This window comes from Acinetobacter towneri (assembly GCF_001758345.1).
GTDB classification, from domain to species: Bacteria; Pseudomonadota; Gammaproteobacteria; order Pseudomonadales; family Moraxellaceae; genus Acinetobacter; species Acinetobacter towneri_A.
In genome coordinates this window covers 95234-120534 of the sequence record NZ_MKQS01000009.1, presented here as the reverse complement: position 1 = coordinate 120534, position 25301 = coordinate 95234, and the positions used below count along the sequence as shown (strand labels likewise).

General features: G+C 41.5%; 29 protein-coding genes. 24 read left to right on the top strand and 5 right to left on the bottom strand.

Going from position 1 to position 25301, the window contains the following annotated elements:
- Positions 1-45: 45 nt before the first annotated feature.
- The 7 genes from BJN41_RS06810 (at position 46) to BJN41_RS06780 (ending at position 7201) form a co-directional block, all read left to right on the top strand.
- A complete protein-coding gene (locus BJN41_RS06810; protein WP_019837699.1) occupies positions 46-1053 on the top strand; it encodes a sulfate ABC transporter substrate-binding protein in 1008 nt (335 codons plus the stop codon).
- Between the two features lie 319 nt (positions 1054-1372).
- Positions 1373-1978, top strand: coding sequence for an RBBP9/YdeN family alpha/beta hydrolase (locus BJN41_RS06805; RefSeq protein ID WP_019837700.1), 606 nt, complete (start codon positions 1373-1375; stop codon positions 1976-1978).
- 87 nt (positions 1979-2065) lie between these two features.
- On the top strand, positions 2066-2899 hold the full coding sequence (cysT, locus tag BJN41_RS06800; RefSeq protein WP_004971748.1) for a sulfate ABC transporter permease subunit CysT: 834 nt from the start codon (positions 2066-2068) through the stop codon (positions 2897-2899).
- Positions 2896-3789 carry a sulfate ABC transporter permease subunit CysW gene (gene cysW / locus BJN41_RS06795; RefSeq protein ID WP_070154159.1) on the top strand — a complete coding sequence of 298 codons (894 nt, stop codon included), beginning with the start codon at positions 2896-2898 and terminating at the stop codon, positions 3787-3789. The genes cysT and cysW overlap by 4 nt, the downstream gene beginning before the upstream one ends.
- Before the next feature lie 11 nt (positions 3790-3800).
- Complete coding sequence (locus BJN41_RS06790) at positions 3801-4862, top strand: sulfate/molybdate ABC transporter ATP-binding protein (protein WP_070154157.1); 1062 nt, start codon at positions 3801-3803, stop codon at positions 4860-4862.
- 52 nt (positions 4863-4914) lie between these two features.
- Positions 4915-5838, top strand: coding sequence for a CysB family HTH-type transcriptional regulator (locus BJN41_RS06785; protein ID WP_070154155.1), 924 nt, complete (start codon positions 4915-4917; stop codon positions 5836-5838).
- A gap of 187 nt (positions 5839-6025) precedes the next feature.
- Entirely contained in the window at positions 6026-7201 is a 1176-nt protein-coding gene (locus BJN41_RS06780; protein ID WP_070154152.1) for an outer membrane protein transport protein, read from the top strand.
- Between the two features lie 57 nt (positions 7202-7258).
- Here the strand turns inward: BJN41_RS06780 and carO are convergent, their stop codons facing one another.
- Positions 7259-8005, bottom strand: coding sequence for an ornithine uptake porin CarO (gene carO, locus BJN41_RS06775; RefSeq protein ID WP_070154150.1), 747 nt, complete (start codon positions 8003-8005; stop codon positions 7259-7261).
- Positions 8006-8306: 301 nt separating this feature from the next.
- Between carO and dapD the strand changes: the two genes are divergently transcribed.
- The 5 genes from dapD (at position 8307) to BJN41_RS06750 (ending at position 11625) form a co-directional block, all read left to right on the top strand.
- Entirely contained in the window at positions 8307-9128 is an 822-nt protein-coding gene (gene dapD, locus BJN41_RS06770; RefSeq protein ID WP_070154148.1) for a 2,3,4,5-tetrahydropyridine-2,6-dicarboxylate N-succinyltransferase, read from the top strand.
- 78 nt (positions 9129-9206) lie between these two features.
- A complete protein-coding gene (gene queE / locus BJN41_RS06765; protein ID WP_070154146.1) occupies positions 9207-9917 on the top strand; it encodes a 7-carboxy-7-deazaguanine synthase QueE in 711 nt (236 codons plus the stop codon).
- A gap of 89 nt (positions 9918-10006) precedes the next feature.
- Positions 10007-10678, top strand: coding sequence for a 7-cyano-7-deazaguanine synthase QueC (gene queC, locus BJN41_RS06760; RefSeq protein WP_070154144.1), 672 nt, complete (start codon positions 10007-10009; stop codon positions 10676-10678).
- A 13-nt stretch (positions 10679-10691) separates the two neighbouring features.
- Positions 10692-11096 (top strand): hypothetical protein, encoded by a 405-nt coding sequence (locus BJN41_RS06755; protein ID WP_019837710.1) that lies wholly within the window; start codon positions 10692-10694, stop codon positions 11094-11096.
- A 70-nt stretch (positions 11097-11166) separates the two neighbouring features.
- The gene (locus BJN41_RS06750) at positions 11167-11625 is read left to right on the top strand and encodes a peroxiredoxin (RefSeq protein WP_070154143.1); all 459 of its coding nucleotides are present in this window, start codon (positions 11167-11169) and stop codon (positions 11623-11625) included.
- Positions 11626-11691: 66 nt separating this feature from the next.
- Here BJN41_RS06750 and BJN41_RS06745 read toward each other — a convergent pair whose 3' ends face one another.
- Entirely contained in the window at positions 11692-12279 is a 588-nt protein-coding gene (locus BJN41_RS06745; RefSeq protein WP_070154142.1) for a nicotinate-nicotinamide nucleotide adenylyltransferase, read from the bottom strand.
- Between the two features lie 100 nt (positions 12280-12379).
- On the opposite strand from BJN41_RS06745, the gene BJN41_RS06740 reads away from it, so the two are divergent.
- Together BJN41_RS06740 and BJN41_RS06735 are read left to right on the top strand one after the other, a co-directional pair.
- Positions 12380-13180 carry an enoyl-CoA hydratase-related protein gene (locus BJN41_RS06740; protein ID WP_070154140.1) on the top strand — a complete coding sequence of 267 codons (801 nt, stop codon included), beginning with the start codon at positions 12380-12382 and terminating at the stop codon, positions 13178-13180.
- A 150-nt stretch (positions 13181-13330) separates the two neighbouring features.
- Positions 13331-14107, top strand: a complete 777-nt coding sequence (locus BJN41_RS06735) for a nitroreductase family protein (protein ID WP_070154139.1) — start codon at positions 13331-13333, stop codon at positions 14105-14107.
- On the opposite strand, the gene BJN41_RS06730 is transcribed toward BJN41_RS06735, so the two are convergent.
- Entirely contained in the window at positions 14104-14421 is a 318-nt protein-coding gene (locus BJN41_RS06730) for an NGG1p interacting factor NIF3 (protein WP_070154137.1), read from the bottom strand. The two genes, BJN41_RS06735 and BJN41_RS06730, sit on opposite strands and share 4 nt — an antisense overlap.
- A 264-nt stretch (positions 14422-14685) precedes the next feature.
- Between BJN41_RS06730 and BJN41_RS06725 the strand changes: the two genes are divergently transcribed.
- From BJN41_RS06725 to ruvB, 3 genes are all read left to right on the top strand, one after another.
- The gene (locus BJN41_RS06725; protein WP_019837718.1) at positions 14686-16026 is read left to right on the top strand and encodes a deoxyguanosinetriphosphate triphosphohydrolase; all 1341 of its coding nucleotides are present in this window, start codon (positions 14686-14688) and stop codon (positions 16024-16026) included.
- Between the two features lie 129 nt (positions 16027-16155).
- Entirely contained in the window at positions 16156-16758 is a 603-nt protein-coding gene (gene ruvA, locus BJN41_RS06720; protein ID WP_070154135.1) for a Holliday junction branch migration protein RuvA, read from the top strand.
- Positions 16759-16905: 147 nt separating this feature from the next.
- Positions 16906-17907 (top strand): Holliday junction branch migration DNA helicase RuvB, encoded by a 1002-nt coding sequence (gene ruvB, locus BJN41_RS06715; RefSeq protein WP_070154134.1) that lies wholly within the window; start codon positions 16906-16908, stop codon positions 17905-17907.
- A gap of 84 nt (positions 17908-17991) precedes the next feature.
- Here the strand turns inward: ruvB and BJN41_RS06710 are convergent, their stop codons facing one another.
- Complete coding sequence (locus BJN41_RS06710) at positions 17992-18570, bottom strand: hypothetical protein (RefSeq protein WP_070154133.1); 579 nt, start codon at positions 18568-18570, stop codon at positions 17992-17994.
- A gap of 228 nt (positions 18571-18798) precedes the next feature.
- On the opposite strand from BJN41_RS06710, the gene ybgC reads away from it, so the two are divergent.
- The 6 genes from ybgC (at position 18799) to pal (ending at position 23732) form a co-directional block, all read left to right on the top strand.
- A complete protein-coding gene (ybgC, locus tag BJN41_RS06705; RefSeq protein ID WP_004971791.1) occupies positions 18799-19206 on the top strand; it encodes a tol-pal system-associated acyl-CoA thioesterase in 408 nt (135 codons plus the stop codon).
- Between the two features lie 27 nt (positions 19207-19233).
- Positions 19234-19932, top strand: coding sequence for a protein TolQ (gene tolQ / locus BJN41_RS06700; RefSeq protein ID WP_019837723.1), 699 nt, complete (start codon positions 19234-19236; stop codon positions 19930-19932).
- Positions 19932-20381 carry a protein TolR gene (gene tolR / locus BJN41_RS06695; protein ID WP_070154130.1) on the top strand — a complete coding sequence of 150 codons (450 nt, stop codon included), beginning with the start codon at positions 19932-19934 and terminating at the stop codon, positions 20379-20381. Before tolQ ends, tolR begins: the two co-directional genes overlap by 1 nt.
- 3 nt (positions 20382-20384) lie before the next feature.
- The gene (gene tolA, locus BJN41_RS06690) at positions 20385-21614 is read left to right on the top strand and encodes a cell envelope integrity protein TolA (RefSeq protein WP_070154128.1); all 1230 of its coding nucleotides are present in this window, start codon (positions 20385-20387) and stop codon (positions 21612-21614) included.
- A gap of 193 nt (positions 21615-21807) precedes the next feature.
- Positions 21808-23091 (top strand): Tol-Pal system beta propeller repeat protein TolB, encoded by a 1284-nt coding sequence (gene tolB / locus BJN41_RS06685; protein ID WP_141730383.1) that lies wholly within the window; start codon positions 21808-21810, stop codon positions 23089-23091.
- Between the two features lie 71 nt (positions 23092-23162).
- Positions 23163-23732, top strand: coding sequence for a peptidoglycan-associated lipoprotein Pal (pal, locus tag BJN41_RS06680; RefSeq protein WP_070154124.1), 570 nt, complete (start codon positions 23163-23165; stop codon positions 23730-23732).
- Positions 23733-23935: 203 nt separating this feature from the next.
- Here pal and BJN41_RS06675 read toward each other — a convergent pair whose 3' ends face one another.
- Positions 23936-24121, bottom strand: a complete 186-nt coding sequence (locus BJN41_RS06675) for an NF038105 family protein (RefSeq protein ID WP_070154122.1) — start codon at positions 24119-24121, stop codon at positions 23936-23938.
- Between the two features lie 177 nt (positions 24122-24298).
- On the opposite strand from BJN41_RS06675, the gene BJN41_RS06670 reads away from it, so the two are divergent.
- Complete coding sequence (locus tag BJN41_RS06670; protein WP_070154121.1) at positions 24299-25270, top strand: class 1 fructose-bisphosphatase; 972 nt, start codon at positions 24299-24301, stop codon at positions 25268-25270.
- Positions 25271-25301 lie beyond the last annotated feature (31 nt).

Here is a 25301-nt window from a genome sequence, read left to right as displayed (position 1 = left end):
TATGCTTGCCTCATTCAACAACAGATTTAATACCTGAGGTCAAACATGAACTTTACAAAACTGAAAATTGGACTACTGGCGGCAGTACTTTCGGCAACAACCTTGAGCGTTTCTGCAAAAGACTTTCTGAATGTTTCCTACGATCCAACCCGTGAATTATACGATAACTTTAACAAAGATTTTGGTGCGTACTGGAAAAAAGCCACGGGGCAAAACATTAACTTTAAACAATCACATGGCGGTTCGGGCAAACAGGCACGTGCGGTGATTGATGGTCTAGGTGCCGATGTCGTGACTTTGGCACTGGCTGCCGATATTGATGAAATTGCCAAACGCGGTCTATTACCTAAAGACTGGCAAAAGAAATTTCCGCACAACTCGACMCCTTATACATCCACAATTGTATTTTTAGTGCGTAAAGGCAACCCGAAAGGTATTCGAGATTGGGGCGATTTGGTCAAACCTGGTGTGGAAATCATTACTCCAAATCCAAAAACATCTGGCGGTGCACGCTGGAACTATTTGGCAGCGTGGGCATGGGCAAAACATCAACCTGCGGGCAATGATGCTAAAGCGCAAGAGTTTGTTCGCCAAATTTATAAACAAACCAAAGTGTTGGATTCAGGCGCACGTGGTGCAACCACCACTTTTGCAGAACGTGGCATTGGTGATGTTTTGTTAGCTTGGGAAAATGAAGCCTATTTAGCCGTGCGTGAACAACCGGGTAAATTTGAGATCATCACGCCTTCTCTATCTATTTTGGCTGAACCGCCTGTGGCGATTGTAGAGAAAAATGTGCAAAAAGATGGCAATCAACACTTAGCCAAAGCCTATTTAAACTATCTCTATTCGCCTGCGGGTCAAAACATTGCTGCGAAGAATTATTACCGACCACGTAATGCTACGGTGTTGGCACAATATAAGTCGCAATTTAAACCATTGAAGTTGGTGACTATTGATCAAGAGTTTGGTGGATGGAGCAAAGTTCAGAAGCAACACTTTGAAAATGGTGGCATTTTCGATCAGATTGTCAAAGCCAACCAAACCAAATAATCCTCCGAAAGGTAAATCATACCAAAGCGCTAGCTGAAAACACCCAAATTGAAAAATGCGGGTGTTTTCACAAACGCATTTTTACCTGATTCACATATATCTCTTTTATTCATATAAAATTCATTTTTAATTATTTTTTTTGCATAGAAACTCTAGTTATCCTTGTTGCAGATGATTTAAAACATGAATTTTACAGCATTATCTTACTGAGTTTTGAATCCAAGTGATCACAGCCAAAGCTGAAAATGATGGGTTCAATTCATATTCAAGCGTTATTCAGATCATTATTTCAGGCTGAAATATGCGAAGGAGCATCGACATGATTCATACCGTAATTGTTCCAGGTGTAGGTGGCAGTGAATATGCGCACTGGCAATCTTGGTTACAAAGACAACTCATGTCTTGCTCGCGTGTACAACAGTCAGACTGGAATAGCCCAATTTTACAGAACTGGGTTACCGAGTTTGTCAAAACGGTTGCCCCAATTCAGGACGAAATTCAAATTGTGGCACACAGTTTTGGTTGTCTAACCACGTTGGCGGCATTAGCACAGCACACTGAGCTTCAGGCGAAAATTAAAAATTTGGTTTTGGTTGCGCCTGCCAACCCTGCCCGTTTTGGTGAATCTGGTTTTGCAGAACACAGTCAAAGCAATTATTCGGCTTACTTTCAGCAACTTAAATTAGCTGTGCCGACACGCTTACTGATTAGTGAAAATGACCCGTGGCTCAGTTTTACAGATGCACAGTCGCTTGCACAAGCATGGCAAGTCACACCTATTAATTTAGGACAAGTGGGTCATATTAATGTTGCATCAGGCTTTGGGGCATTTCCTGAAATTTATGATTATTTGATTGCAGAAAATATGCAATCACATATCAGTATTTCTGATAACAACAAGTATTTATTCAAATTTGCAATTTAATCTTCGCAAATTATGCTTGTGCCGAATTTATCTTTTACTTTTATCTGTTTGTTTTCAAACACTCATTCTCTCTTTTGAGGAGTCATCATGTCGCAGCGATCCAAAGTGCTGCCAGGATTTGGTCTTTCTCTAGGCTTTACCCTAGCGTATTTATCCTTAATTGTTCTTATTCCCTTATCGGCTGTATTTATTAAATCGCTGGGTATCGGTTGGGATGGTTTATGGGAAATTTTAAGTTCAGAACGTATCCAAAAATCTTTGCAACTCAGTTTTAGCGCTGCGCTCATTGCAGCCTTTATTAATGTCGTCTTCGGCTTATTATTGGCATGGTGTTTGGTACGATACAGCTTTCCGGGCAAACGTATTATAGATTCTTTGGTCGATTTACCTTTTGCATTGCCTACTGCAGTTGCGGGTATTGCCCTGACTTCTTTATACGCACCGACTGGCTGGATTGGACAATATTTAGAACCATTAGGCATTAAAGTCGCGTATACCCCTATCGGGATTACCCTTGCCCTGATTTTTATTGGTATTCCATTTGTTGTGCGTACCGTGCAACCCGTACTCAGTGACTTAGAAACCGAGTTGGAAGAAGCAGCATCTGCGCTAGGGGCTAACCGCTTTCAAATTGTCACCAAAGTGATTTTCCCTATTTTATTGCCTGCACTGATTACAGGTTTTGCCCTCGCATTTGCGCGTGGCGTGGGTGAATATGGCTCGGTGATTTTCATTGCAGGTAACCAACCATTTAAAACTGAAATTGCACCCTTAATGATTATTTCTCGTTTAGAAGAATATGACTACGCAGGTGCAACCACAATTGCTGTAGTGATGTTGCTGATTTCTTTTGTCATGCTGTTCTTAATTAACTTATTACAAGCATGGGCAAGTCGTCGCACAGGGAGAACTGCACGATGAGTTTAAATACCAACAGCAATGCTTTGGCTGAAAAACTACAATCACGCGATGCAACACGTGAACCGACTTGGGTACGCTATACCCTGATTGCAATTGCCTTCATTTTCTTCTTAAGCTGTCTGATTTTGCCGCTGATTTTGGTTTTTGTCGAAGCGTTTAAACAAGGCATTGGTGTCTATGCCCAAGCATTGGTGCATCCTGACACTTTATCGGCAGTGAAATTAACCTTACTCACTGCAGCCATTGCCGTACCTTTAAACGTGGTATTTGGTGTGGCAGCCGCATGGGCAGTCGCCAAATTCAACTTCCGAGGCAAATCTATCCTCACCACGCTAATTGATATGCCATTTTCAGTTTCTCCAGTCATTGCAGGTTTAATGCTGGTGTTGATTTTTGGTACACAAGGCTGGATGGGCGGCTGGTTGATGGAACATGACATCAAAATTTTATATGCCGTTCCTGCAATTGTGATTGCCACCATCTTCATTACCGTACCTTTTGTGGCACGTGAATTGATTCCTTTAATGGAAGCACAAGGCACAGAGGAGGAGGAAGCTGCGATTGTATTAGGTGCATCTGGTTGGCAAACCTTCTGGAAAGTCACTTTGCCAAATATTAAATGGGGTTTAATTTACGGCGTAATTCTGTGTAATGCCCGCGCGATGGGTGAGTTTGGCGCAGTATCTGTGGTATCGGGGCATATTCGCGGAGAAACCAATACCCTGCCGCTACACGTCGAAATTCTCTACAACGAATACACCTTTAGTGCTGCGTTTGCGGTGTCCTCTCTCTTGGCACTTCTTGCAATTGTGACCCTGATTTTAAAAACTTGGGTTGAAATTCGTCAAGAAAAGCAAAACCAACGCAATGAAGATTCAACTGTTTCTTAAGGAATGACCGCATGAGTATTCAAGTTAAAAATATTGAAAAAAATTTTGGTGCATTCCATGCACTGAAAGACATCTCCCTCGATTTTCCAGATGGTCAATTGGTGGCACTGCTTGGACCTTCAGGCTGTGGTAAAACCACCTTGCTGCGTATCATTGCGGGTTTAGAATCGGCAGATCGTGGCCAAGTGATTTTAGAAGGTCAGGACGCAACCGATGTACATGTGCSTGAACGTCAAGTCGGTTTCGTTTTCCAGCACTATGCCCTATTCCGCCACATGACTGTATTTGACAATATCGCGTTTGGTTTACGGGTACGTCCGCGTGCAACCCGACCATCAGAAGCCGAGATTAAAAAACGCGTTATGCGTTTACTTGACTTGGTACAGTTAAGCTTTTTAGCAGACCGTTATCCTGCACAGTTATCGGGTGGGCAACGTCAACGTATTGCTTTGGCACGTGCCTTAGCGGTTGAACCACGCGTATTGTTATTAGATGAACCTTTTGGTGCGCTCGATGCCAAAGTGCGTAAAGAATTACGTCGTTGGTTAAGAACATTGCATGATGAATTACACATTACTTCAATTTTCGTGACCCATGATCAGGAAGAAGCACTCGAAGTTGCAGATCAAATTATTGTGATGAACAAAGGTAATGTCGAACAAATTGGTTCACCACGTGAAGTGTATGAACAACCTGCCACTCCATTTGTATTTGACTTCTTAGGTCAAGCCAACCGTTTTGAAGGACAACATCATCAAGGAATTGTGCAAATTGGTGAAGATCGTGTACAACTTCTTAATCAACCCAATGCGCCACAAGGCAAAGTCATTGCATTTGCACGTCCAGATGAGTTGCATATTCATGCCCAACCACAAGAAAATACCATTCAAGCGACCTTCTTACGTGAAGTTTGGATTGCTGGTAAAGTAGTTGCAGAATTGCAAGATCGCCAAGGGAATTTAATTGAAATTGCACTAACTGCAGATGAAGCTAAGCTGCACCAATTCCGTCCAAATCAAACGGTTTGGTTAAGTGTAACCACTTTACATTTATTTGAAAATCAAGTCGCATAAGGACATTAATATGGAGCCTAACCCGCTCCATCCTTTTTAGGGTTGCACCACTATGAATTTCCAACAACTTAGAATTATTAGAGAAACCGTTCGGCAAAACTTTAATTTAACTGAAGCGTCTGCGGCACTATATACCTCTCAATCGGGCGTGAGTAAGCACATTAAAGACCTTGAAGATGAGCTAGGTGTGCAGCTTTTTGTCCGCAAAGGTAAACGCTTATTGGGTTTAACCGAGCCAGGACAAGCCTTGCTGTGTATAGTCGAACGCATGTTGATTGATGCAGATAACATTAAACGCCTTGCTGATGACTTTAATAAAGTTGATGAAGGCACGCTCACCATTGCGACTACACATACCCAAGCGCGTTATGTACTACCGCCCATTGTGAATTTGTTTAAAAAAGAATTTCCTAAAGTACATCTGATTTTACAACAAGCCAGCCCTGTAGAAATTGCTGAAATGCTGCTACAAGGTGAAGCCGATATTGGTATTGCAACCGAATCGCTCACCACTGAAGAAAACTTGGCAAGTGTGCCTTATTATGAGTGGCGTCACAGCATTATTACTCCACAAAACCATCCTTTAGCCAGTAAAGCTGAGATTAGCCTGTCCGATTTGGCAGAATATCCAATTATTACGTATCACGGTGGTTTTACGGGTCGTTCTAAAATTGACAAAGCATTTACCGATGCAGGCGTTGATGTCAATATCGTGATGTCTGCACTTGATGCCGATGTCATTAAAACCTATGTTGAATTAGGCATGGGTGTAGGTGTGGTAAACAATGTAGCATACGATGCAGAACGTGATTACCGCCTAAAACAAATCGAGACCGATATTTTTGGGCTTAACACCACATGGATTGCGGTTCGCAAAGGACATTTACTGCGTGGTTATGGCTATGAGTTTATTTCTTTATGCGCACCGAATGCCGATATTAAAGCTTTAAAACGTATCGCCTATCCCGAAGAATAAAACAGCAACACATAAGAGAGCCTAGGCTCTCTTTTAGTTCTCTGGCAAAATTCCTGCTGATCTAAATGCCTAGAAATAATCAAAATAATGTTTTTAATTTATCAGAAACGTGAATAAAATATAATCAATAATAAAAAACGTAATTTGATTTTAAACACGATTCTATAATTTAGACCAAGGACGTAACATGAAATTTCACATTTTTGTCGGATTGCTTTATGTCCTGCCGCTAAATTATACCTCTGCTGCAGCTTTAGAGCGTAGCGGTCAATCGGTACATGCATTATTTGAAAAAGGCAATTATGCAGAAGTGTCTGTGCTGCAAGTCAACCCGAATGTTTCAGGAAAAGTGCAACCTGTTTCATCTCTAGGGAATCCTGAGTTTTCTACAGGCGATATGGTGAATAAGCAACACTACTTTCAAGCCGCCTTAAAACTACAACCACATCCACAAGTTTCGGTCGCATTATTATTTGACCAACCTTTTTTTACGGATGTGGATTATCAATTCGACACGAATCAACCCTTATCAGAAATTGCAGACGTTGAATTCGATTCAAACAACATGACTGCACTGGTCGGCTATCAACCAAATGCAAACTGGAACCTCTTTACAGGTCTGAGTTACCAGTCATTTTCAGGTGATCTGAAAATTGGTAAACAAGTTGACTATACCTTTTTTGATTATCACGTAAATTTCCCCAAAGACCATGCATGGGGTTGGTTGACAGGTGTCAGCTACCAAATTCCTGAATATGCATTTAATACAGCAATTACTTATCGCTCTAAAATCAAGCACAGTACCAATGCAAGTGAAAGTATTTGGGGATTTCCTTTAGAGATTGCACCACAACAAGCAACAGAAATAGAAACACCAGAATCGGTGAATTTAGATTTTCACACAGGTTTAGCTGGGCAAAATTTTCTGTACGGATCATTGCGATGGGTCAATTGGCAAGATTTTAAAATTCAACCCACTCAATTTGCTGCAATTCTGCAATCTGAAGGATTAGGTAATCAGTTCAACCTGATTGATTACCAAAAGAATCAATGGTCGACCCGTTTGGGTTTTGCCCATCAATGGTCACCCAAGTGGATCACTGCGGTGGAAGGATTGTGGGATTCTGGTGCAGGTAATCCTGCCTCAAGCTTAAATCCCGTAGACGGCTATATTGGTGTTGGTACGGGCGCGCTTTATCACTTCAACCCCAAAACGTTTATAATTGCAGGTCTGCTTTATTTGCACTTTACCAAGCCAGACACGGTACAGCCGCAGTCCTTAATCACGCAAATTTCAAGTTTTTCTTCACTCGAACAACCTGAGGCTTGGGTTTATCACTTGAAATTAGCACATCGCTTTTAAACCATAAAAAAACGAGCCGAAGCTCGTTTTTTTTGGTTTAGCTGAAACTAACGGATATTACCAGTGGTAGCTTACACCTAGTTTCGCTACTGGCATCCATTCGTATTTGTCATCATTGGCAATTTTTCGCTCTTCAGCACGTAAGGCATCTTGGAAGTCTTGACCGCCAGTCAGAGCATCACCACTACCTGTTAAATTTACTTTTGGATTGCCTGTATAATATGCACCAACCTCACCAAACACGCCCCAATTATTATTAATCTTTGGAGCAAAACCTAAACCTAAGTAAGGTGCGATGTCATTTTTATATTCCATCTGACCTTTAATATCGACACCATTGCCATTTTGATCAGCGATAAAGTTAGTATTATTTACTTTAAAAGCCTCACCAGGTTGAACACGACGCTCAAGACCATAATCATTGTCTAAATAAGCTACACCCGCAGCTACATAAACGCCTTGAGCCCAACGGTTAGCACTTGCACCCCATGGACGAAGTTCAGCATTTAAATAAACGTTGTTGTTATCCATATCTAGGTCATATTCAGAACCATCAATTTTGACATCATCCGACCAAGAAATATCACCACCGTTATAACCTAAAGCTAAGCCAACGTATGGGTTTGCAGTCCAAAGTAAGGCACCACCATAACCAGTTGTACCGACTTCAGCACGAACACCTGTTGGAATGAGTTGGTTACGGTCAAATGCATAACCATCTTGCACAACAGCTGTATCTGCCATTGCAGAACCTGCAACTGCTGCCAATACCGATGCGGCTAAAATTGTGTGTAAAGATTTCATTGTATTCTCCTCAAATTAAAACTTTTGAATTTTTCATTCGTTTTGTCATGGAAAAACTATAGGGCATGTTGCGCTCATCTTTTATGCAAGATTTGCTAGGTTTATGTTATTTTTTGATACAAATTCTTTTTTCTTGTTGATTGTTAACCAATTTAATTTCAAAACAGTAACAATTAAGCCGTATAATCTGTTTAGCTTTCGACCTTTCATTATAATTTCTTCATTTAAAGCTTAATTTTCAATCTATTCTTGACACAATATAGTGTAAAATCTTGGGAAAATTTTTCAGGTAATTACATCGATGTCGCAGCTTTCAACAATTATTGAACAAGCATTTGAAGACCGTGCTAATTTTACAGCGGCAGATTGCCCTGCTGAAATTCGCCAAGCAGTTGAACAAGCAATTACTGGTTTAGACAATGGCACATTACGTGTAGCTGAAAAAATTAATGGTGAATGGATTGTTCACCAATGGTTGAAAAAAGCCGTTTTGCTATCGTTTAAATTGAATGACAACAAGCCAATTGAATCTTGTGACCTTCGTTTTTACGACAAAGTCGATACTAAATTTACAGACTGGACTGACGAGCAATTTAAAGCAGCAGGAGTCCGTGTTGTACCGCCTGCCGTAGCACGTAAAGGTTCATTCCAAGCCAAGAATGTCGTATTAATGCCATCTTATGTCAATATTGGCGCTTATGTAGATGAAGGCACCATGGTTGATACATGGGCAACTGTAGGTTCATGTGCACAAATTGGTAAAAATGTGCATTTATCGGGTGGTGTAGGCATTGGTGGTGTACTTGAGCCACTTCAAGCAAACCCAACGATTATTGAAGACAACTGCTTCATTGGCGCACGTTCTGAAATTGTTGAAGGCGTGATTGTAGAAGAAGGTTCTGTCATTTCTATGGGCGTTTATATTGGTCAATCGACCAAAATTTATGACCGTGAAACTGGCGAAATCCATTATGGTCGTGTACCTGCAGGGTCAGTGGTTGTTTCTGGTAACCTGCCTTCTAAATGTGGCACTTATAGTTTGTATGCTGCTATCATTGTGAAGAAAGTAGATGCGAAAACCCGTGCAAAAACCAGCTTGAACGACTTATTACGCGAAGACTAAACTTTTTTAGTTTTTCCCATCTCTACGGCCAGCAATGACCGTAGGGATTTTTGTTTTTTAAATACTGTGATGAATTTTATGAGTACCCTCCGATCTTCCGCTATTCCTGTTTCTGATCCGTCTGCGGGTTTACGCATTACGGAGATTTTCTATTCATTGCAGGGCGAAGCCAATACATCAGGCTTGCCAACCGTATTTATTCGTTTAACGGGTTGTCCATTGCGTTGTCATTACTGCGATACCACCTATTCTTTTGAAGGTGGCGAACGTCAATCTTTAGATGACATCATCCAAACCACGCTAGATTTTAAAACCCCGTATGTATGTGTAACAGGCGGTGAACCTCTGGCCCAACCAAATGCGCTGCCACTGATGCAACGTTTGGCAGATTTAGGTTGTGAAGTGTCTTTGGAAACCAGTGGCGCTTTAGATATCTCTAAAGTGGATAACCGTGTATCAAAAGTGCTGGATTTAAAAACCCCTGCATCGGGTGAAATGTCACGCAACTTACTATCAAATTTAGATTTTTTAAACCCGCATGATCAAATCAAATTTGTGATTTGCAATCATGACGATTATCTTTGGGCGAAGCAGCAAGTTGAGCAATATCAGTTGCATAAGAAAGTCAATACAGTGTGGTTCTCCCCAGCATTTGCTGTCGAAAAAGGTGCAGTCGCCTTGCCACAACTTGCACGTGATTTGGCACAGTGGATTTTAGCCGACCATCTCCCTGTTCGTTTCCAATTGCAACTACATAAATTGCTTTGGAATGATGAAACAGGTCGTTAATTTCTACACGAATACACATTCGTACTGAGGTCAATCATCACAGTTTTGCTCAAGTGCTACCTCAATATTTTAAAATTTGGAGTTCAATTATGCGCCATCGTGCCATTGTATTGTTATCTGGTGGATTAGACTCAACCACGTGTTTGGCATGGGCACAAGCGCGTTATGAATGTATTGCACTAAGTTTTATGTATGGTCAACGCTCGACCACAGAGCTAGATGCTGCACGTGCCTTGACTAAATATGCAGGCATTGAGCATCGTGTGATTAATATTGATTTAGGCAACTTGGGCGGTTCTGCCCTGACCGATCACAGCATTGAAGTACCTGATCATGAGCAAGAAGGTATTCCTGTGACTTATGTGCCTGCGCGTAATACCATCTTCCTGTCTTATGCTTTGGCAGCTGCCGAAGTTTTTGATGCAGAAGCAATTGTGATTGGTATTAATGCGGTAGATTATTCGGGCTATCCTGACTGTCGTCCTGAATTTATTGATGCTTTTGCCAATATGGCACGCTTGGCAACCAAAGTTGGCGTAGAAGGCAAACCGTTAAAATTTGAGACACCTTTGTTACATTTATCCAAAGCAAATATTATTCGCTTAGGTATTGAACATGACGTAGACTATAGTCAAACGGTTTCTTGCTACCAAGCAGATGACCAAGGACGTGCTTGTGGTACATGTGACAGCTGTCGCTTACGCAAACAAGGTTTTGCCGATGCAGGTGTTGCTGACCCAACACGTTATATACCGTCATAACAAGGTAAAGTGTATGAAAAATTTAAAATCAAACATTATGGTTTCTGCGATTATGTCTGTTGCTGCATTATTCGCTACAACGACGCACGCAAATAATGACAAGTTGCAACAAGCTTATAAAAGCACCAATGTGAAAGCAGCTTTAATTAATGTTTGTAAAGAAGAAACTGCAAAAGGCAAAAAACTAACTACAGCTGAAGTAAGCAAATATTGTACATGTGCAGTAGAAGCAGATGGTAAATTAACCAACGCTCAAAAATGGGAAATTCAAAGCGCAATTAACCAGAAAAAGAGCCCTGCGACTTTAGCTTTTGTACAAAAGCAAAATAAAGATTTGCAAGCTTGTTTTGGTCCTCAGCTTACAGGTAAATTAAAAACCTTAACTGAAGAAGCAATGAAAGCGGGTGAGAAAAAATAATTTTTATTCTCAATTTTAACTAGCCACTTTATGTGGCTAGTTTTTTATGTGCATGATTTTGGAGAAAAATATGAGCACGACAATTCAATTACCAAATCAAGCTTTCCCTGCAACCACAGGCGAAGTCAATTTAACCGAACTTGGTACAGATTGGTTAGTGGTGTATTTTTACCCGAAAGATTCTACCCCTGGCTGCACCACACAAGCTGTCGATTTTACTGCGCTAAAGCCACAATTTGATGCACTCAACACTACCATCATTGGTATTTCACGCGACTCGGTCAAAGCACATCAAAACTTTACCGAAAAGCAATCTTTAGGCATTAACCTGATTAGCGATAAAGATGAAGTATTGTGTCAATTGTTTGATGTGATTAAAGAAAAGAATATGTATGGCAAAAAAGTCATGGGCATTGAACGCTCAACTTTTATTTTCCATCAAGGTCAATTGCTAAAAGAATATCGTAAAGTCAAAGCTGCTGGACATGCTGAGCAAGTGCTTGCGGATTTAACCGCTTTACAGGCTTAATTTTTAGTCTCTAAGCAAAAAAGACACAATAATGTGGATGATTGAATGCATTTTCAATCATCCTTTTTATTTCAAACTGGATGATTCCATCAAATTACTGCTGTCCTGCTGCTGGTATTTATCTTGTAATTGACGATAAATTTCCGTGTTTTGAAATGCGGTTAAGAAATCAATTGTCCCTTGCGGGAAAAAATTGGGCTGAATTTCACCACGATAATAAGCTTCTCGTGCAGGCGTGGCAGACATCGCATTTTGCAAGCTGTCTAACTCTACCATTTCCCATTCAGGGAAAAACTTTAAATAATAAGATGAGTCATCTTTAAAATGCCCAATTAAACCAACACGATCTTGAGCTTGAATCAGTTCACCTACTAAAGATTTGACCATTTTTTGCCATTTTTCATCATTGTAGACATCGACGACATGCACAAATTTAATCCGTTCCTGCACTTCAGGTGAAAAGTTAGACAAAATCATCTGCTCACGCTCTTTGGCTAAAAACGGATTTTTTAAATTGCGCTCATTTTGTGCAGAACCTAATGCCAAAATCACATAATGGCTACGTGCTAACGCAATTTGAATGGTTTGCAAATGTGCCAAATGAAATGGCTGAAAGCGGCCAATGAAAACCAAATAATCAAACGTATATTGCATAATAAATCTAACTTTTTATGAACTCATGAGTTGTGCCAGCGCTGCGAATTTGCGACATAATGAGCCATAAATTCAAACCAAACAAAGCAAGGATAGTACGATGACACTGAGCTGTATTCAACAACCTCACCCACATTTGAATGCGAATTTAGACAATGGCGTACTGACTTTAGCCATCAACCGACCAGAAGCAAAAAACGCGCTGTATGGTGAATTATATTTATGGATTGCACAAGCCTTAGATGAGGCCGATCAAGCCAATGAAGTACGTTGCGTAATTTTACGCGGCGCAGATGCAGACTTTAGCGCAGGCAATGACATGCAGGATTTTATGAAGTCTGCCGCACTTAAAGGACAATTACCTGCTGCCGAAGGTCCTCCGTTCATCTTATTAAAATCTGCTGCCAAGTTTTCTAAACCGCTAATTGTAGCTGTACGTGGGGTGGCGATTGGCATTGGTGTCACCATTTTATTGCATGCAGATTTAGTGTATAGCGACAATACTGCCCTATTCCAGATTCCATTTGTGAGCTTGGGCTTATCGCCAGAAGGCGCATCAAGCAAACTTTTGGTAGAGCAAGCTGGCTATCACAAAGCGGCTGAACTGTTGTTGACTGCGCAGAAATTCAATAGCGAAACGGCATTATCGGCAAATCTAGTTAATAGTATTGAAACCGATGTCTATGCAACAGCACAACAAAAAGCAGCGCAATTGGCGGCTTTGCCTTTGGCCTCACTCAAACAATCTAAAGCCCTGATGAAACATAATGTCGATGAAATCGTGGCGTGGATTGACCATGAAGCAGAAATTTTTATGCAACGTGTCGGTTCAGCAGAAATGATGGAAGCAGTGCAAGCCTTTATGCAAAAACGTAAACCTGATTTCAGCCAATTTAATTAAGTGCTGTTGAACTGAAATGCACTTATGCCTATTTTAAGTGTACTAGCCGTTTTTAAAACCACATTCATATTGGCTGAATGTGGTTTTTTCTTTATTCGCCCCCATTTTCTACGATGTGCTGTCAATCATTAAAAATTGAGGAAAATTGTAATGTCTAATCCAAATCCAGCCGATGTTCAAGTTGAAAAAAAAGAACGTTATTTTGAACCTGCACCACAAGATATTGATGTAGAAAACTTTAAAAAAGTCATTCAAAGCCGTCGTTCGGTGCGTAAATTTACCGACAAAGCCATTCCTGCTGAAGTGTTGGATGATTGTTTAGATATGGCTTTATTGGCGCCAAACTCATCTAATTTACAACCCTGGACTTTTGTGGTGGTGCAAAACCCTGCCAAGAAAAAACAACTTGTTAAAGCCTGCTTAGGACAGCTTGCTGCCCGTACTGCAGCAGAGCTAATAGTATGTATTGCGCGCACAGACCGCGTTGATGAAATGGCAAAAAAGAATATCAGCGAGTTTCCTTTTCCTGAAGCACCCGCTGCAGTGAAAAAATATTACAAGTTTATTCCTTATAACTACAAGACTGGTTACTTAAATGCAGTAGGTAACTTTAAGAAAGTCGCTTTCAAAATTGCACGTACTTTAGATAAACAATTACCTGTAACGGCATTTAACCCTGCCGATGCCAAACTTTGGGCCAGTAAAACCACAGCACTCGCCTGTGAAAATATGGTCTTGGCCCTTCGAGCACACGGTTTTGATAGCTGTATGATGGAAGGCTTTGATGAGCCGATGGTACGCAAACTCTTAAAACTGAATGATCAACAATTTCCAGTGATGGTGATCGCTGCAGGTGAACGTGCCGAAGATGGTGTCTTTTTCCCACAATACCGTTTTGACCGTGACTTGTTTATTCAGAAAATTTAATCATCAAAGACTAAAAGTTGCATAAACTCAAAGGCAGGCTCTTCGTAAGGATGGCTTGCCTTGAGCGCTTTTGCGACTGCCTGAGCATTTTGCTCAGGCACAATGGTTTCCACTCGCCACTCAGCAACACGCTCCAAAGCATCTAACTCACCAATAAAAGGATTTGCTCCTTTTACAGGTTTAAATTGCCCTGTGCCTAAAACCTGCCATGCACATTGTTCATAATTGCCAATCCCCCCTGCACCTGCTGCAAAAACAGCCTGTTTGGTTTCTTCAAGATGAGATTGAGGCACATAGTAAATCAGTTTAAGCATATTTAAACTTCGCTATCCATTTCACGATTGACTAGAAATTATCATAAAAAATGATGATCGGTGCTGTTTTGGCAAGCTGTGCGAATTATCAAATCCTCGTTTTATACCGCTTGCCCCCCAAAAATTTAAAGTACGCTTCGCCATGAACGTATCTCCCATTTTGTATGATTTTAGATTTAAAAAGACAAGCCATGTCGCCCGCCCCTAGAGCTTTTGTCATTTTTTTGGCATGATGCAAAACAAGCACATAGTGAATAATGATAAATGACTCAAATGCGTTGGTTAGAACTGCTTTCCACAGTTCGAATTGGTAGTAAAAAACAAAGTACAGAACAGGCGCGCAGCCCTTTTCACAAAGATTATGACCGTATTATTTTTTCGCAAAGTTTTAGACAGTTAAACCGTAAAACCCAAGTCCATCCATTGACTCAACACGATGGTATTCACACTCGCCTGACCCATTCTTTAGAAGTGTCTTGTATTGGACGTTCATTAGGTATGTTGGCTGCAGAAAAAATTAAAGACCACTTGCCTATGTGGATTTCCCCTGCCGATGTCGGTGCGATTATTCAAGCCGCATGCTTGGCACATGATATTGGCAATCCACCTTTCGGACATGCAGGCGAATACGCCATTCGTGAATGGTTTGACGATGCTTCACACGGCAATTTCCTCGCCAAACTTAGTGATGAAGAAGAAGCCGATGTACGCCAGTTTGAAGGTAATGCGCAAGGTTTACGGCTACTCACCAAAATTGACTACCATCCAAATGATGGCGGCATGCGTTTAACCTATGCCACTTTAGGCGCTTATTTAAAATATCCGTGGCTCTCCAAAACCATTGCCGAACAAGGCAACCGCCCTGCCAATCAACGTGATAAATTTGGTTGTTACCAAGCTGAAAAAGAAATTCTCAAACAAATTGCAGAACAGCTTGGACTGATTCAATTGGGCGATTATCACTATTGTCGTCATCCACTAACGTATTTATTGGAAGCGGCGGATGATATTTGCTATGCCTTAATTGATTTGGAAGATGGCATTATTTTAAACATGCTCAGCTATGAAGAAGTTGAACCGATCTTTTTAAACTTGATTGGTGACTACGGTATTCCTGCAGAACTGGCGATGGCACGTACCACATGGCAACAAAAAATTGCCGCTTTGCGTGGTCGGGTCATGAAACGTTTGGTCGATGAAGTCACCACGGCGTTTGCCAAACACCATTTTGAAATTCTAATGGGACAGCTCAAAGGCAGCCTTTTACAATATTGCTCAGCAGATATTGAAATTGGTATTAATCGCGCCAAAGACTTAGCACGTGAGAAAATTTTCGAGCATCCGCAAAAAGCTGGATTGGAAATTATTGCGCATCAAAGTTTACAAAATATTTTGGATGCGTTTATTCCGCTCACCACACCCCATAAAACCCTAAGTTTTAAAGAGCAGCGTTTAATGTCCATCTTGCAACGCTCAGGGGCAGATTTTGCTCATAATCATTATGACAATATCATGCAAGTCTTGGATATTATCTCTAAGTTTTCAGATCACCAAGCCTATAACTTATCTCAAGAATTACAAGGCAATAAGGTTGGTCTGCTGTGACGAATCACTTGTATATCAATAACTTATATAAGATTGACGTAGAATTTAAGCACGAATTTTGCCTTTTGTGAAAATGCGCTCTACTATGCGAACAGCAACTTATTTTAAATCAATCAGTGAATCACAAATATGATCGGATGTCTTATTGGCGAAGTATTGGCTTTAGAAGCACCAACCGTGTTGCTGAATGTGAATGGTGTGGGCTATGAAATTGACACGCCGCTCACCACATTTTGCCAATTACAAAAAGGGCAGAAAATTACCCTATGGACGCATTTAGCCGTGCGTGAAGATGCTCAATTGTTATATGGTTTTTTAGAAGCCCAAGAAAAAACCATTTTCCGAACCTTACTTAAAGTCAATGGTGTCGGCCCAAAAATGGCGCTAGGTATTTTATCAACCTTAAGCGTCGAGCTACTGATTCACACCGTAGAACATGAAGATATTAATACCTTGATTAAAGTGCCAGGTGTAGGCAAAAAAACTGCTGAACGCCTGATGATTGAATTACGTGATCGCTTTAAAGCCATGTCTAACGAAGTGAGCAGCAGCAATTCAACTGTGACTCAAATCCAGTTTACAGGCAATTCTGCTGTTGCCGAAGCCGAAGCCGCTTTACAATCTTTAGGTTATAAACCTGCCGAAGCACAAAAACTGATTAATGCGGTCAAGGGCGATTTTACTGAAGCCAGTGATATTATCCGTGCAGCATTAAAGTCGATGAATCGGTAAGCACATATATTGTCTAATTCACCTCATCTGATACGCGATGAATTCATTCGCAACTGTTGAGACAGAAAGTTCTATTGGAAAGACGCAGCCAAAAATGTTTTGCGGAATTTCTTATTAAAATCAGTTTACTTAAAGTTTAGATCACCTATGCAAGACCGTCTAATCAGTGGTTCTGAAAAACCCGAAGATCAAATTGATCGTGCCATTCGCCCCACCTCACTCGATGACTATATTGGGCAACCTGTGGTGCGTGAACAAATGGAAATTTTTATTGGTGCAGCCCGTGGACGCGCAGAAGCACTCGACCACACACTGATTTTCGGGCCACCAGGTTTAGGTAAAACCACACTCGCCAATATTATTGCCAGTGAAATGGGCGGCAATCTTAAATCTACTTCAGGACCTGTCTTGGAACGCGCAGGCGATTTAGCCGCCATGCTGACCAACCTTGAAGAAGGTGATGTGTTATTTATTGATGAAATACACCGTCTGTCACCTGTGATCGAAGAAATTTTGTATCCAGCAATGGAAGATTATCAACTGGATATCATGATTGGTGAAGGACCTGCAGCACGCTCCATTAAACTGGATTTACCTCAATTTACCCTTGTCGCCGCCACCACTCGCGCAGGTTTACTCACCTCACCGTTACGTGACCGTTTTGGCATTGTGCAGCGCCTAGAATTTTACTCGGTTGAAGATTTGACCCATATTGTCAAACGCTCGGCAAGTTTAATGGATGTGCCAATGACTGATGCAGGAGCCAATGAAGTTGCTCGTCGTTCGCGTGGTACACCGCGTATTGCCAACCGTTTGTTACGTCGCGTTCGTGATTATGCACAGGTCAAAGGCACAGGTGAAGTCACACAAGAGATGGCACAACGTGCATTGGATATGCTGAATGTCGATAAAGATGGTTTAGATACTTTGGACCGTCGATATTTAAGTATGTTATTACAGCGTTTTGATGGTGGTCCCGCAGGTGTGGAAGCCTTGGCTGCTGCTATGGCGGAAGATTCTGGCACTTTGGAAGATGTAATTGAACCATACTTAATTCAGCAAGGTTATGTGATGCGAAGCGCTCGCGGGCGTATCGCGACCAATATGGCGTATTTACAATTTGGGATGACACCACCTGAGCCGAAATAAAAGTAGGTCAAAAAAATAGATCAAAGGGAGGTATCTCCCTTTAAACTCTTAAATAATTAGGTTAATTAAGTCTGAAGATAGACCTTAATTTTCGATGACACGCACATCTTCAACGAGCATTAATTCACACGCGCCCGCCCCTGTGTCATGACGGCTTAAAGAACTACGCCACAACCAACCATCTGCGGCAGTGACTTCAACCAATTTGCCTTTCAAATAAATCAAATCATCTTCATCAATCTGCTTTAACTGTGTCGCAATCGCGGGCGTTGCAGGAATTAAATGCGTATTGGCGCTCAAACTTGCAATCTCTTGCACAGGAATCGGTGGTGCTTGTTCATAACGCCAATGATACCAACGGTTGCTTTGACGAATAGACAACTGTTTATACACTTCAGGCTTGGCCATTTCGCCCCATCCCAAAGCAAAATCGACAGGGCTAAGTTCGGCTTCACGTCCAAAATTATAATTTTCACGTGACAATACCCGAAACTCACCTTCATAGGTTTCCAAAGCTTGAATGGTATAGTCTTTAAATTGATGCACTTGCTGCGATGACTGATAGGTTGTGCTATCCGCAATTCCTCCATCTGGCTGGAACAGCGTCATCCACAACAAATACAATATGGCAATTACCACAAAAAATTTAACTAAACGGCTCATGTGCTGCTCATTGGGGTGGATCATCTGCATGTATCAGGCAGGCAGCTAATTTTAACTTAAAAGCATGTTTGAAATCTTGTGCCATTGGACGAAGCGTTGAGAATGATAAACTGCCACGCTATACACAGCTTGACTTATAGCCCTGATTCACGTCAATTTCATCGACATGGCTTAAACTATAAGTATTGCTTATCAAAAAACTTTGTAACATCGAAGCGGAACATCATTATGGCGAATAAATTTGAATTTAAAATTCGTATCTATATGGAAGATACTGATGCAGGCGGCATTGTTTACCACGCCAACCATATTCGCTTTATGGAACGTACCCGTACCGAATGGCTTCGTGCGTCGGGTGTTGATCATTATTGGCATCAACAAGATTACAACTTTGTCGTGCATAAAATTAACGTGAAATATTCACGTCCAATCTTAATGGATGATCTAATTACTGTTACAGCAAGTGTAGTTTCGTGTAAAGCGTCATCATTTGTATTGCAACAAAATATTTATCGTGGTGAAATCATGCTTGCATCTGGCGAGGTTGAATTGGCATGTCTGGGTTCAGATATGAAACCACGTCGTCTGCCAGATGAAATTCGTAGCCTTATTCTGAAAGAATTAGGACAAGATTAAAAAAATGAATTGGTACATGTAGTAACTATGGCAACACAACTCGAATCATCTCTTCAAGTATCAGATCTTATATTACAAGCAAGTCCTGTTGTTCAGCTGGTAATGCTCTCGCTGCTTTTAGCATCATTATACAGTTGGTATCTGATTGCCAAGTTACACATGAGCTATAAAAAAGCACAAGCAGATGATCAGCATTTCCAAAAAATCTTCTGGTCTGGTGCAGAACTGAATACACTTTACAACAACGCACAGCTCAATTCAAAACGTGTCGGTTTGGAAGATATTTTCTATCAAGGCTTAGGTGAGTTTTTAAAGCTCAAAAAACGCCAAGCGCCTGCTACACAAACCATCGAAGGCACAGAACGTATTTTACGTGTCGGTTTAAGCCGCGACCAAGCTCAACTTGAACAAGGCTTAGGTGCATTGGCCAGCATTGGTTCGGTTGCGCCATACGTGGGTTTATTTGGTACCGTCTGGGGCATTATGAATGCCTTTATTGGACTGGCAGATGTCGATCAAGTCACATTAGCAACAGTCGCACCTGGGATTGCCGAAGCCCTGATTGCCACAGCCATTGGTTTATTTGCCGCTATTCCTGCAGTACTTGCTTTTAACCATTACACCGCCAAAGGTGAAGCGGTTTATTCTGATCGTGCTTTATTTGCCGAAGAAATGGTGGCTTTATTACAACGTCAATCTTTAGGCAATACTCAGGATCACGACTAATGGCCATTCAACGCTCAGGACGCTTCGAGCGCATTAAGAAACCACTCAAAAGTGACATGAATGTAGTGCCTTATATTGATGTCATGTTGGTGTTATTGGTGATTTTTATGGTCACAGCACCGATGATTACCAGTGGAATTCAAGTCGATTTACCACAAGCTAATGGCAACCCAATTGAATCGAAAGATGCTCCTGCTTTGGTGACTTTAAATAAAGATGGGCAATATTTTTTAGAATATAAAGAACACAAAGCCGAACCTTTGGAATTAGCCCAACTGAAACAAATTTTGACCGATGCTCAAATCCAAGCCAAAGCTGAAAACAAAGAGTTTCAGGTTGTTATTCGTGGTCATAATACACGCCCTTATGGTGATGTGATTGCGTTAATGTCTGACTTACAAGATGCGGGTTTAACCCAAGTTGGATTGCTGACCGAGCCTTTAAAGTAATTTATGAAAGATTTTAAAAAGCCACCTTTTCAACAAAAAGCCATTGCGATTGGATTCACCGTAGGGGTCCACCTTATCGCAGTGGTTGGCTTGCTTTATTTGGGCATGAGTAAAGCACCTGAGCCGCCTAAACCCATTAAAACCGTACTGATTAAACCAGAAGATTTAAAACCCTTATTAGAAACTGAATCTGCTGAAACCACACATGAAAATGTAGCAGAGCAAATTACTCAAACTGCTGAACCTGCGCTTGAACCTACCCCTGTCATTCCGACACCTGCAGCAGTCCCTACACCGCCCGCACCCCAAGTGGATACACAAAAAGCAGCACAAGCAGCAGAGGCTCAAGCACGTGCTGAACGACAAGCTGCTGAAGCCAAACAAATTGCCGAGCGACAAAAATTAGAAGCTGAACGCTTAAAAGCACAACAAGCACGCGCTGAAGCACGTGCTCAACAAGAAGCCTATGCTAAAGCAAAAGCCCAAGCCGATGTCAAAGCTCGTGCTGAAGCAGATGCTGTACGTCGTAAAGAAGCCGAAGCCCTGAAAAAAGCAGAAGCGGCAGAAAGACGTCAACTCGAAGCCAATGCAGCAGCAAAACGCAAAGCTGAAGCAGATGCAAAAGCCAAGGCAGATGCTGAGGCAAAACGTAAAGCTGACGCAGATGCAAAAGCCAAAGCTGATGCAAAACGTAAAGCTGACGCAGATGCAAAAACCAAAGCAGATGCCGATGCAAAACGTAAAGCTGCAGCAGATGCAAAAGCCAAAGCTGATGCCGACGCAAAACGTAAAGCTGCTGCAGATGCAAAAGCCAAAGCTGATGCCGAAGCAAAACGTAAGGCTGACGCAGATGCAAAAGCCAAAGCTGATGCCGAAGCGAAGGCACGTGCCGATACTGAAGCCAAAGCCTCAGCTGCCAAACAAGCTGCAGAAGAAGCTGCTCAGAAAAAGGCTGAAGTACGACGCATTGCATCCACTGCTAAACGCGATTTCGAAAATAAAATCAGACGAGCGTGGGATACCCCAGCTGGTTCTTCGGGTCAACGTGCAACTGCCCGCGTGACTTTAAGTGACAGTGGCGCAGTTCAGTCTGTCGTGGTTAATTCTAGCGACCCTGACATGAAAGCCAGTGTAGAAGCTGCTGTTCGTGCTGCCGCACCTTATCCGATGCCATCAGACCCAGATGCACGACGCGAAGCACGTAGCTTCACCTCTACCTTTACAGCGCAATAAGTTACCAGTTAGCCGAATAACATCTATTTGGCTAACTCCTTCTCAAAATATTTACGAGTATAAATAAATTTAAATTTTCACAGTGTTATAACAGTTTTATTATAAATTCATGCTTTCATTCCTACCAAAGCATGCCATTATGTACCACAATTACATCCAAAAAAGTTATGTTGATTTGAGAAAATAGCGAATGATGGAAACAACGCGTAAACACCTACTTTGTCTTGCTATTTTAACTGCGCTTAGCCCAGTTTTAAGCACACAATCTTTTGCACAACTGCATTTAGAAATTGCCAAAGCACCAGAAGAAGCACCTAAAATTGCGATTGTGCCGTTTGGCAATGATCAAAGTATTTATCCTATTGTAGAAAACGATTTAAACCGTTCAGGCAAATTCACCAGTTCATCTAAAAACCTTGCTGCAACTGCAAGCATGAACAATCCAAATGCAGCTGCATGGCAAGCCGCAGGTGTACCTTATGTGGTGACGGGAAATGTCAAAGCCACTGCAGAAGGCGGTTATGAAGTTCATTACCAACTTTATGATGTGCAAAAACAGCAATACTTATTGAATGAATTATTAAGCGTGCCTGCGTCACGCGTACGTTCTGCTGCACACATGAWCAGTGATGCCATTTATGAAGCACTCACGGGTATTAAGGGAGATTTTAGCGGACGTATTGCCTATGTGCTGCGTAATCCTGCAACACCTGAGCAACGCTATACTCTACAAATTGCCGATACTGATGGTGAACAACCCAAAACCATTTTGACTTCGCGTGATCCGATTTTATCGCCTGCTTGGACACCTGATGCTAAAAAAATTGCCTATGTGTCGTTTGAGACTAAACGCCCTGCAATTTATGTGCAGGACTTAGCCACAGGTCAGCGTGAAAAAATAGCCAGTTTCCGTGGTTTAAATGGTGCTCCAAGTTTCTCACCAGATGGTCAAAGCATGTTGTTCACGGCATCTATGCATGGCAATCCAGAAATTTATCAAATGAATTTGAACACCCGTGCACTGCAACGCATGACCAATGACAGTGCGATTGATACCGAAGCACGTTATGCCCCAGATGGTAAATCCTTTATTTATACTTCAGACCGTGGTGGCTCAGCGCAAATTTATCGTTATGACTTTGCTACAGGCAGCAGCAAGCGCTTGACCTTCCGTGGTGCATTTAATGCACGCGGTACACTCAGTGCCGATGGCCGTAAACTGGCTTTGGTGCATCGTCCAAGTGGTAGTAACTATAAAGTTGCGATTCAAGACATCAACACCAGCATCACCAATATTTTAACCCCAACTAGTTTAGATGAGTCGCCAAGCTTCTCGCCAAACGGGCAAATGGTGGTGTATGCAACACGTGAAGGTGCACGCGGTTTATTGTCGATTATGTCTTTAGATGGTCGTTTCCGCATGAACTTACCAAGTGAACAAGGTGAAGTGCGTGAACCTGCGTGGGCACCAAAATAATGAGTACCCGCAAAGTAAATACGTTTTCAGTTCTGTTTTAAAACCAAAAATCAAGCTTCATGGAGATGAGGATGAACGCAGTTAAATTATTGGTACTCCCTGTTTTGGCATCGGCTTTAGTGATGACAGGTTGTGCAAACCGCAAACCAACGACTGACTTACAAGCAGGTCAAACACCAAGTGGTGCAACAACAGTCAATACCCAAGGCTTGAGTGAAGATGCCGCTTTAAGTGCACAAAACCTTGCAGGTGCATCTGCCAAAGGTGTTACTGAAGCCAACAAAGCTTTCTTAGCAAAACGTGTGGTGCATTTTGACTACGACAGCAGCGAATTATCAAATGACGATTACCAAACCTTGCAAGCACATGCACAATTTTTAATGGCCAATGCCAACTCTAAAGTTGCACTTACAGGTCATACCGATGAACGCGGTACCCGTGAATACAACATGGCTTTGGGTGAGCGTCGTGCTAAAGCAGTTGAAAGCTTCTTAATCACCAACGGTGTCAATGCAGGTCAACTTGAAGCAGTGAGCTATGGTAAAGAAATGCCAGTCAATCCAGGGCACGATGAAAATGCCTGGAAAGAAAACCGCCGTGTAGAAATTAACTATGAAGCTGTACCGCCATTATTAAAATAATGGTCAGTATGTGTGAGAAAGCATTTCTAGATTTTTTAAGAAGTGTTTTCTTAAATCCAATAAAAAGCGCTCTGAAACAATCTGTTGAAGAGCGCTTTTTATTTAACCCAGCTATATCACTAATGCAATCGCAATTTAAAAACTTAGCAAACTGAATATGTTGAATCCTAAGCGTTTGAAATCTGAAAATCGTTTAAAACAATTTATTCCGACTCTGCATCTGATTTAGCCGTTTGTATAGATTCAATCAAATCATGCTTATTGAACTTTTTATATTCAGGTTTAGACTCGTAATCTTTCCAAGCTGCTTTCATCTTGTCTTCAGAAATATCGTCTAAACTAATCCCTTCGCTCGGCGTTGGAGTCGCATCAAACTTTAACGTTGTCATATCTGTGCTCCTATCTCAAATTAAATCCTTCACATCAACATAGCACTTTCTACAAGACTTGCAAGGGTAAAATCACAGCAAATAGTCGAGTTTAATTTTTCTTTTAACGCGTTCTCATCTAAACTATTGCAGCATATTGTTATCCTCATTTTTGCAGTTATTCGGAGTTTTCCAGTCATGTCATACCGTACCCTTTCCCAATTTCTACAACAACAAACTGGAAATTTAACACCCGAACTTGCTCAAGTAATTGAAACCATTGCCAATACCTGTAAAACAATTGATCAAACATTACAAAAAGGTGCTTTGGCAGGTGTATTAGGCAGTGCACAAAATGAAAACGTACAAGGCGAAGAACAAAAGAAATTAGATGTCATTTCAAATGATTATTTAATTGAAGCATTACAAAAACACCCAAATGTTGGTGGTTTGGCTTCTGAAGAATTAGATGAATTCACCCCTGCTCAAGAAAATGGTCAATATTTAGTCTTGTTTGACCCACTAGATGGCTCAAGCAACATCGACATCAATATGTGTCTGGGTACAATTTTCTCCATTTTACCTGCAAAAAATGCGGTGACTCAGGCTGCAGACTTTATGCAAGCAGGCACACAACAAGTGGCAGCAGGTTATGTTCTTTATGGCCCATCCACTATGATGGCGCTCACTGTTGGTGCAGGCGTGGTGTTCTTTACCTTTGATCCGGAAAGCCAAGAATTTTTAGTGACTGCAGACAATATTCAAGTTGCAGCAGACACCAAAGAATACGCCATTAACGCATCTAACCAACGTCACTGGGAAGCGCCTGTAAAACGCTATATCGATGAACTTTTGGCAGGCAAGACTGGCCCACGTGAAAAAGATTTCAACATGCGCTGGGTAGCATGTATGGTGGGTGATATTCACCGTATCCTTTGTCGTAGCGGTATTTTCATGTATCCATACGACTTAAAAGACCCAAAAAAAGCAGGCCGTTTACGCTTAATGTATGAAGCCAACCCGATGAGCATGCTCATGGAACAAGCTGGTGGTGCTGCAACTACAGGCCGTGTGCGTATTTTAGATATTGAACCAACCGACCTGCATCAACGTGTACCTGTCATTATTGGTTCAAAAAATGAAGTCGATTTAGTCAGCAGCTATCATTAATCATTTTTCAATAACAGCAATTGGTATTGCG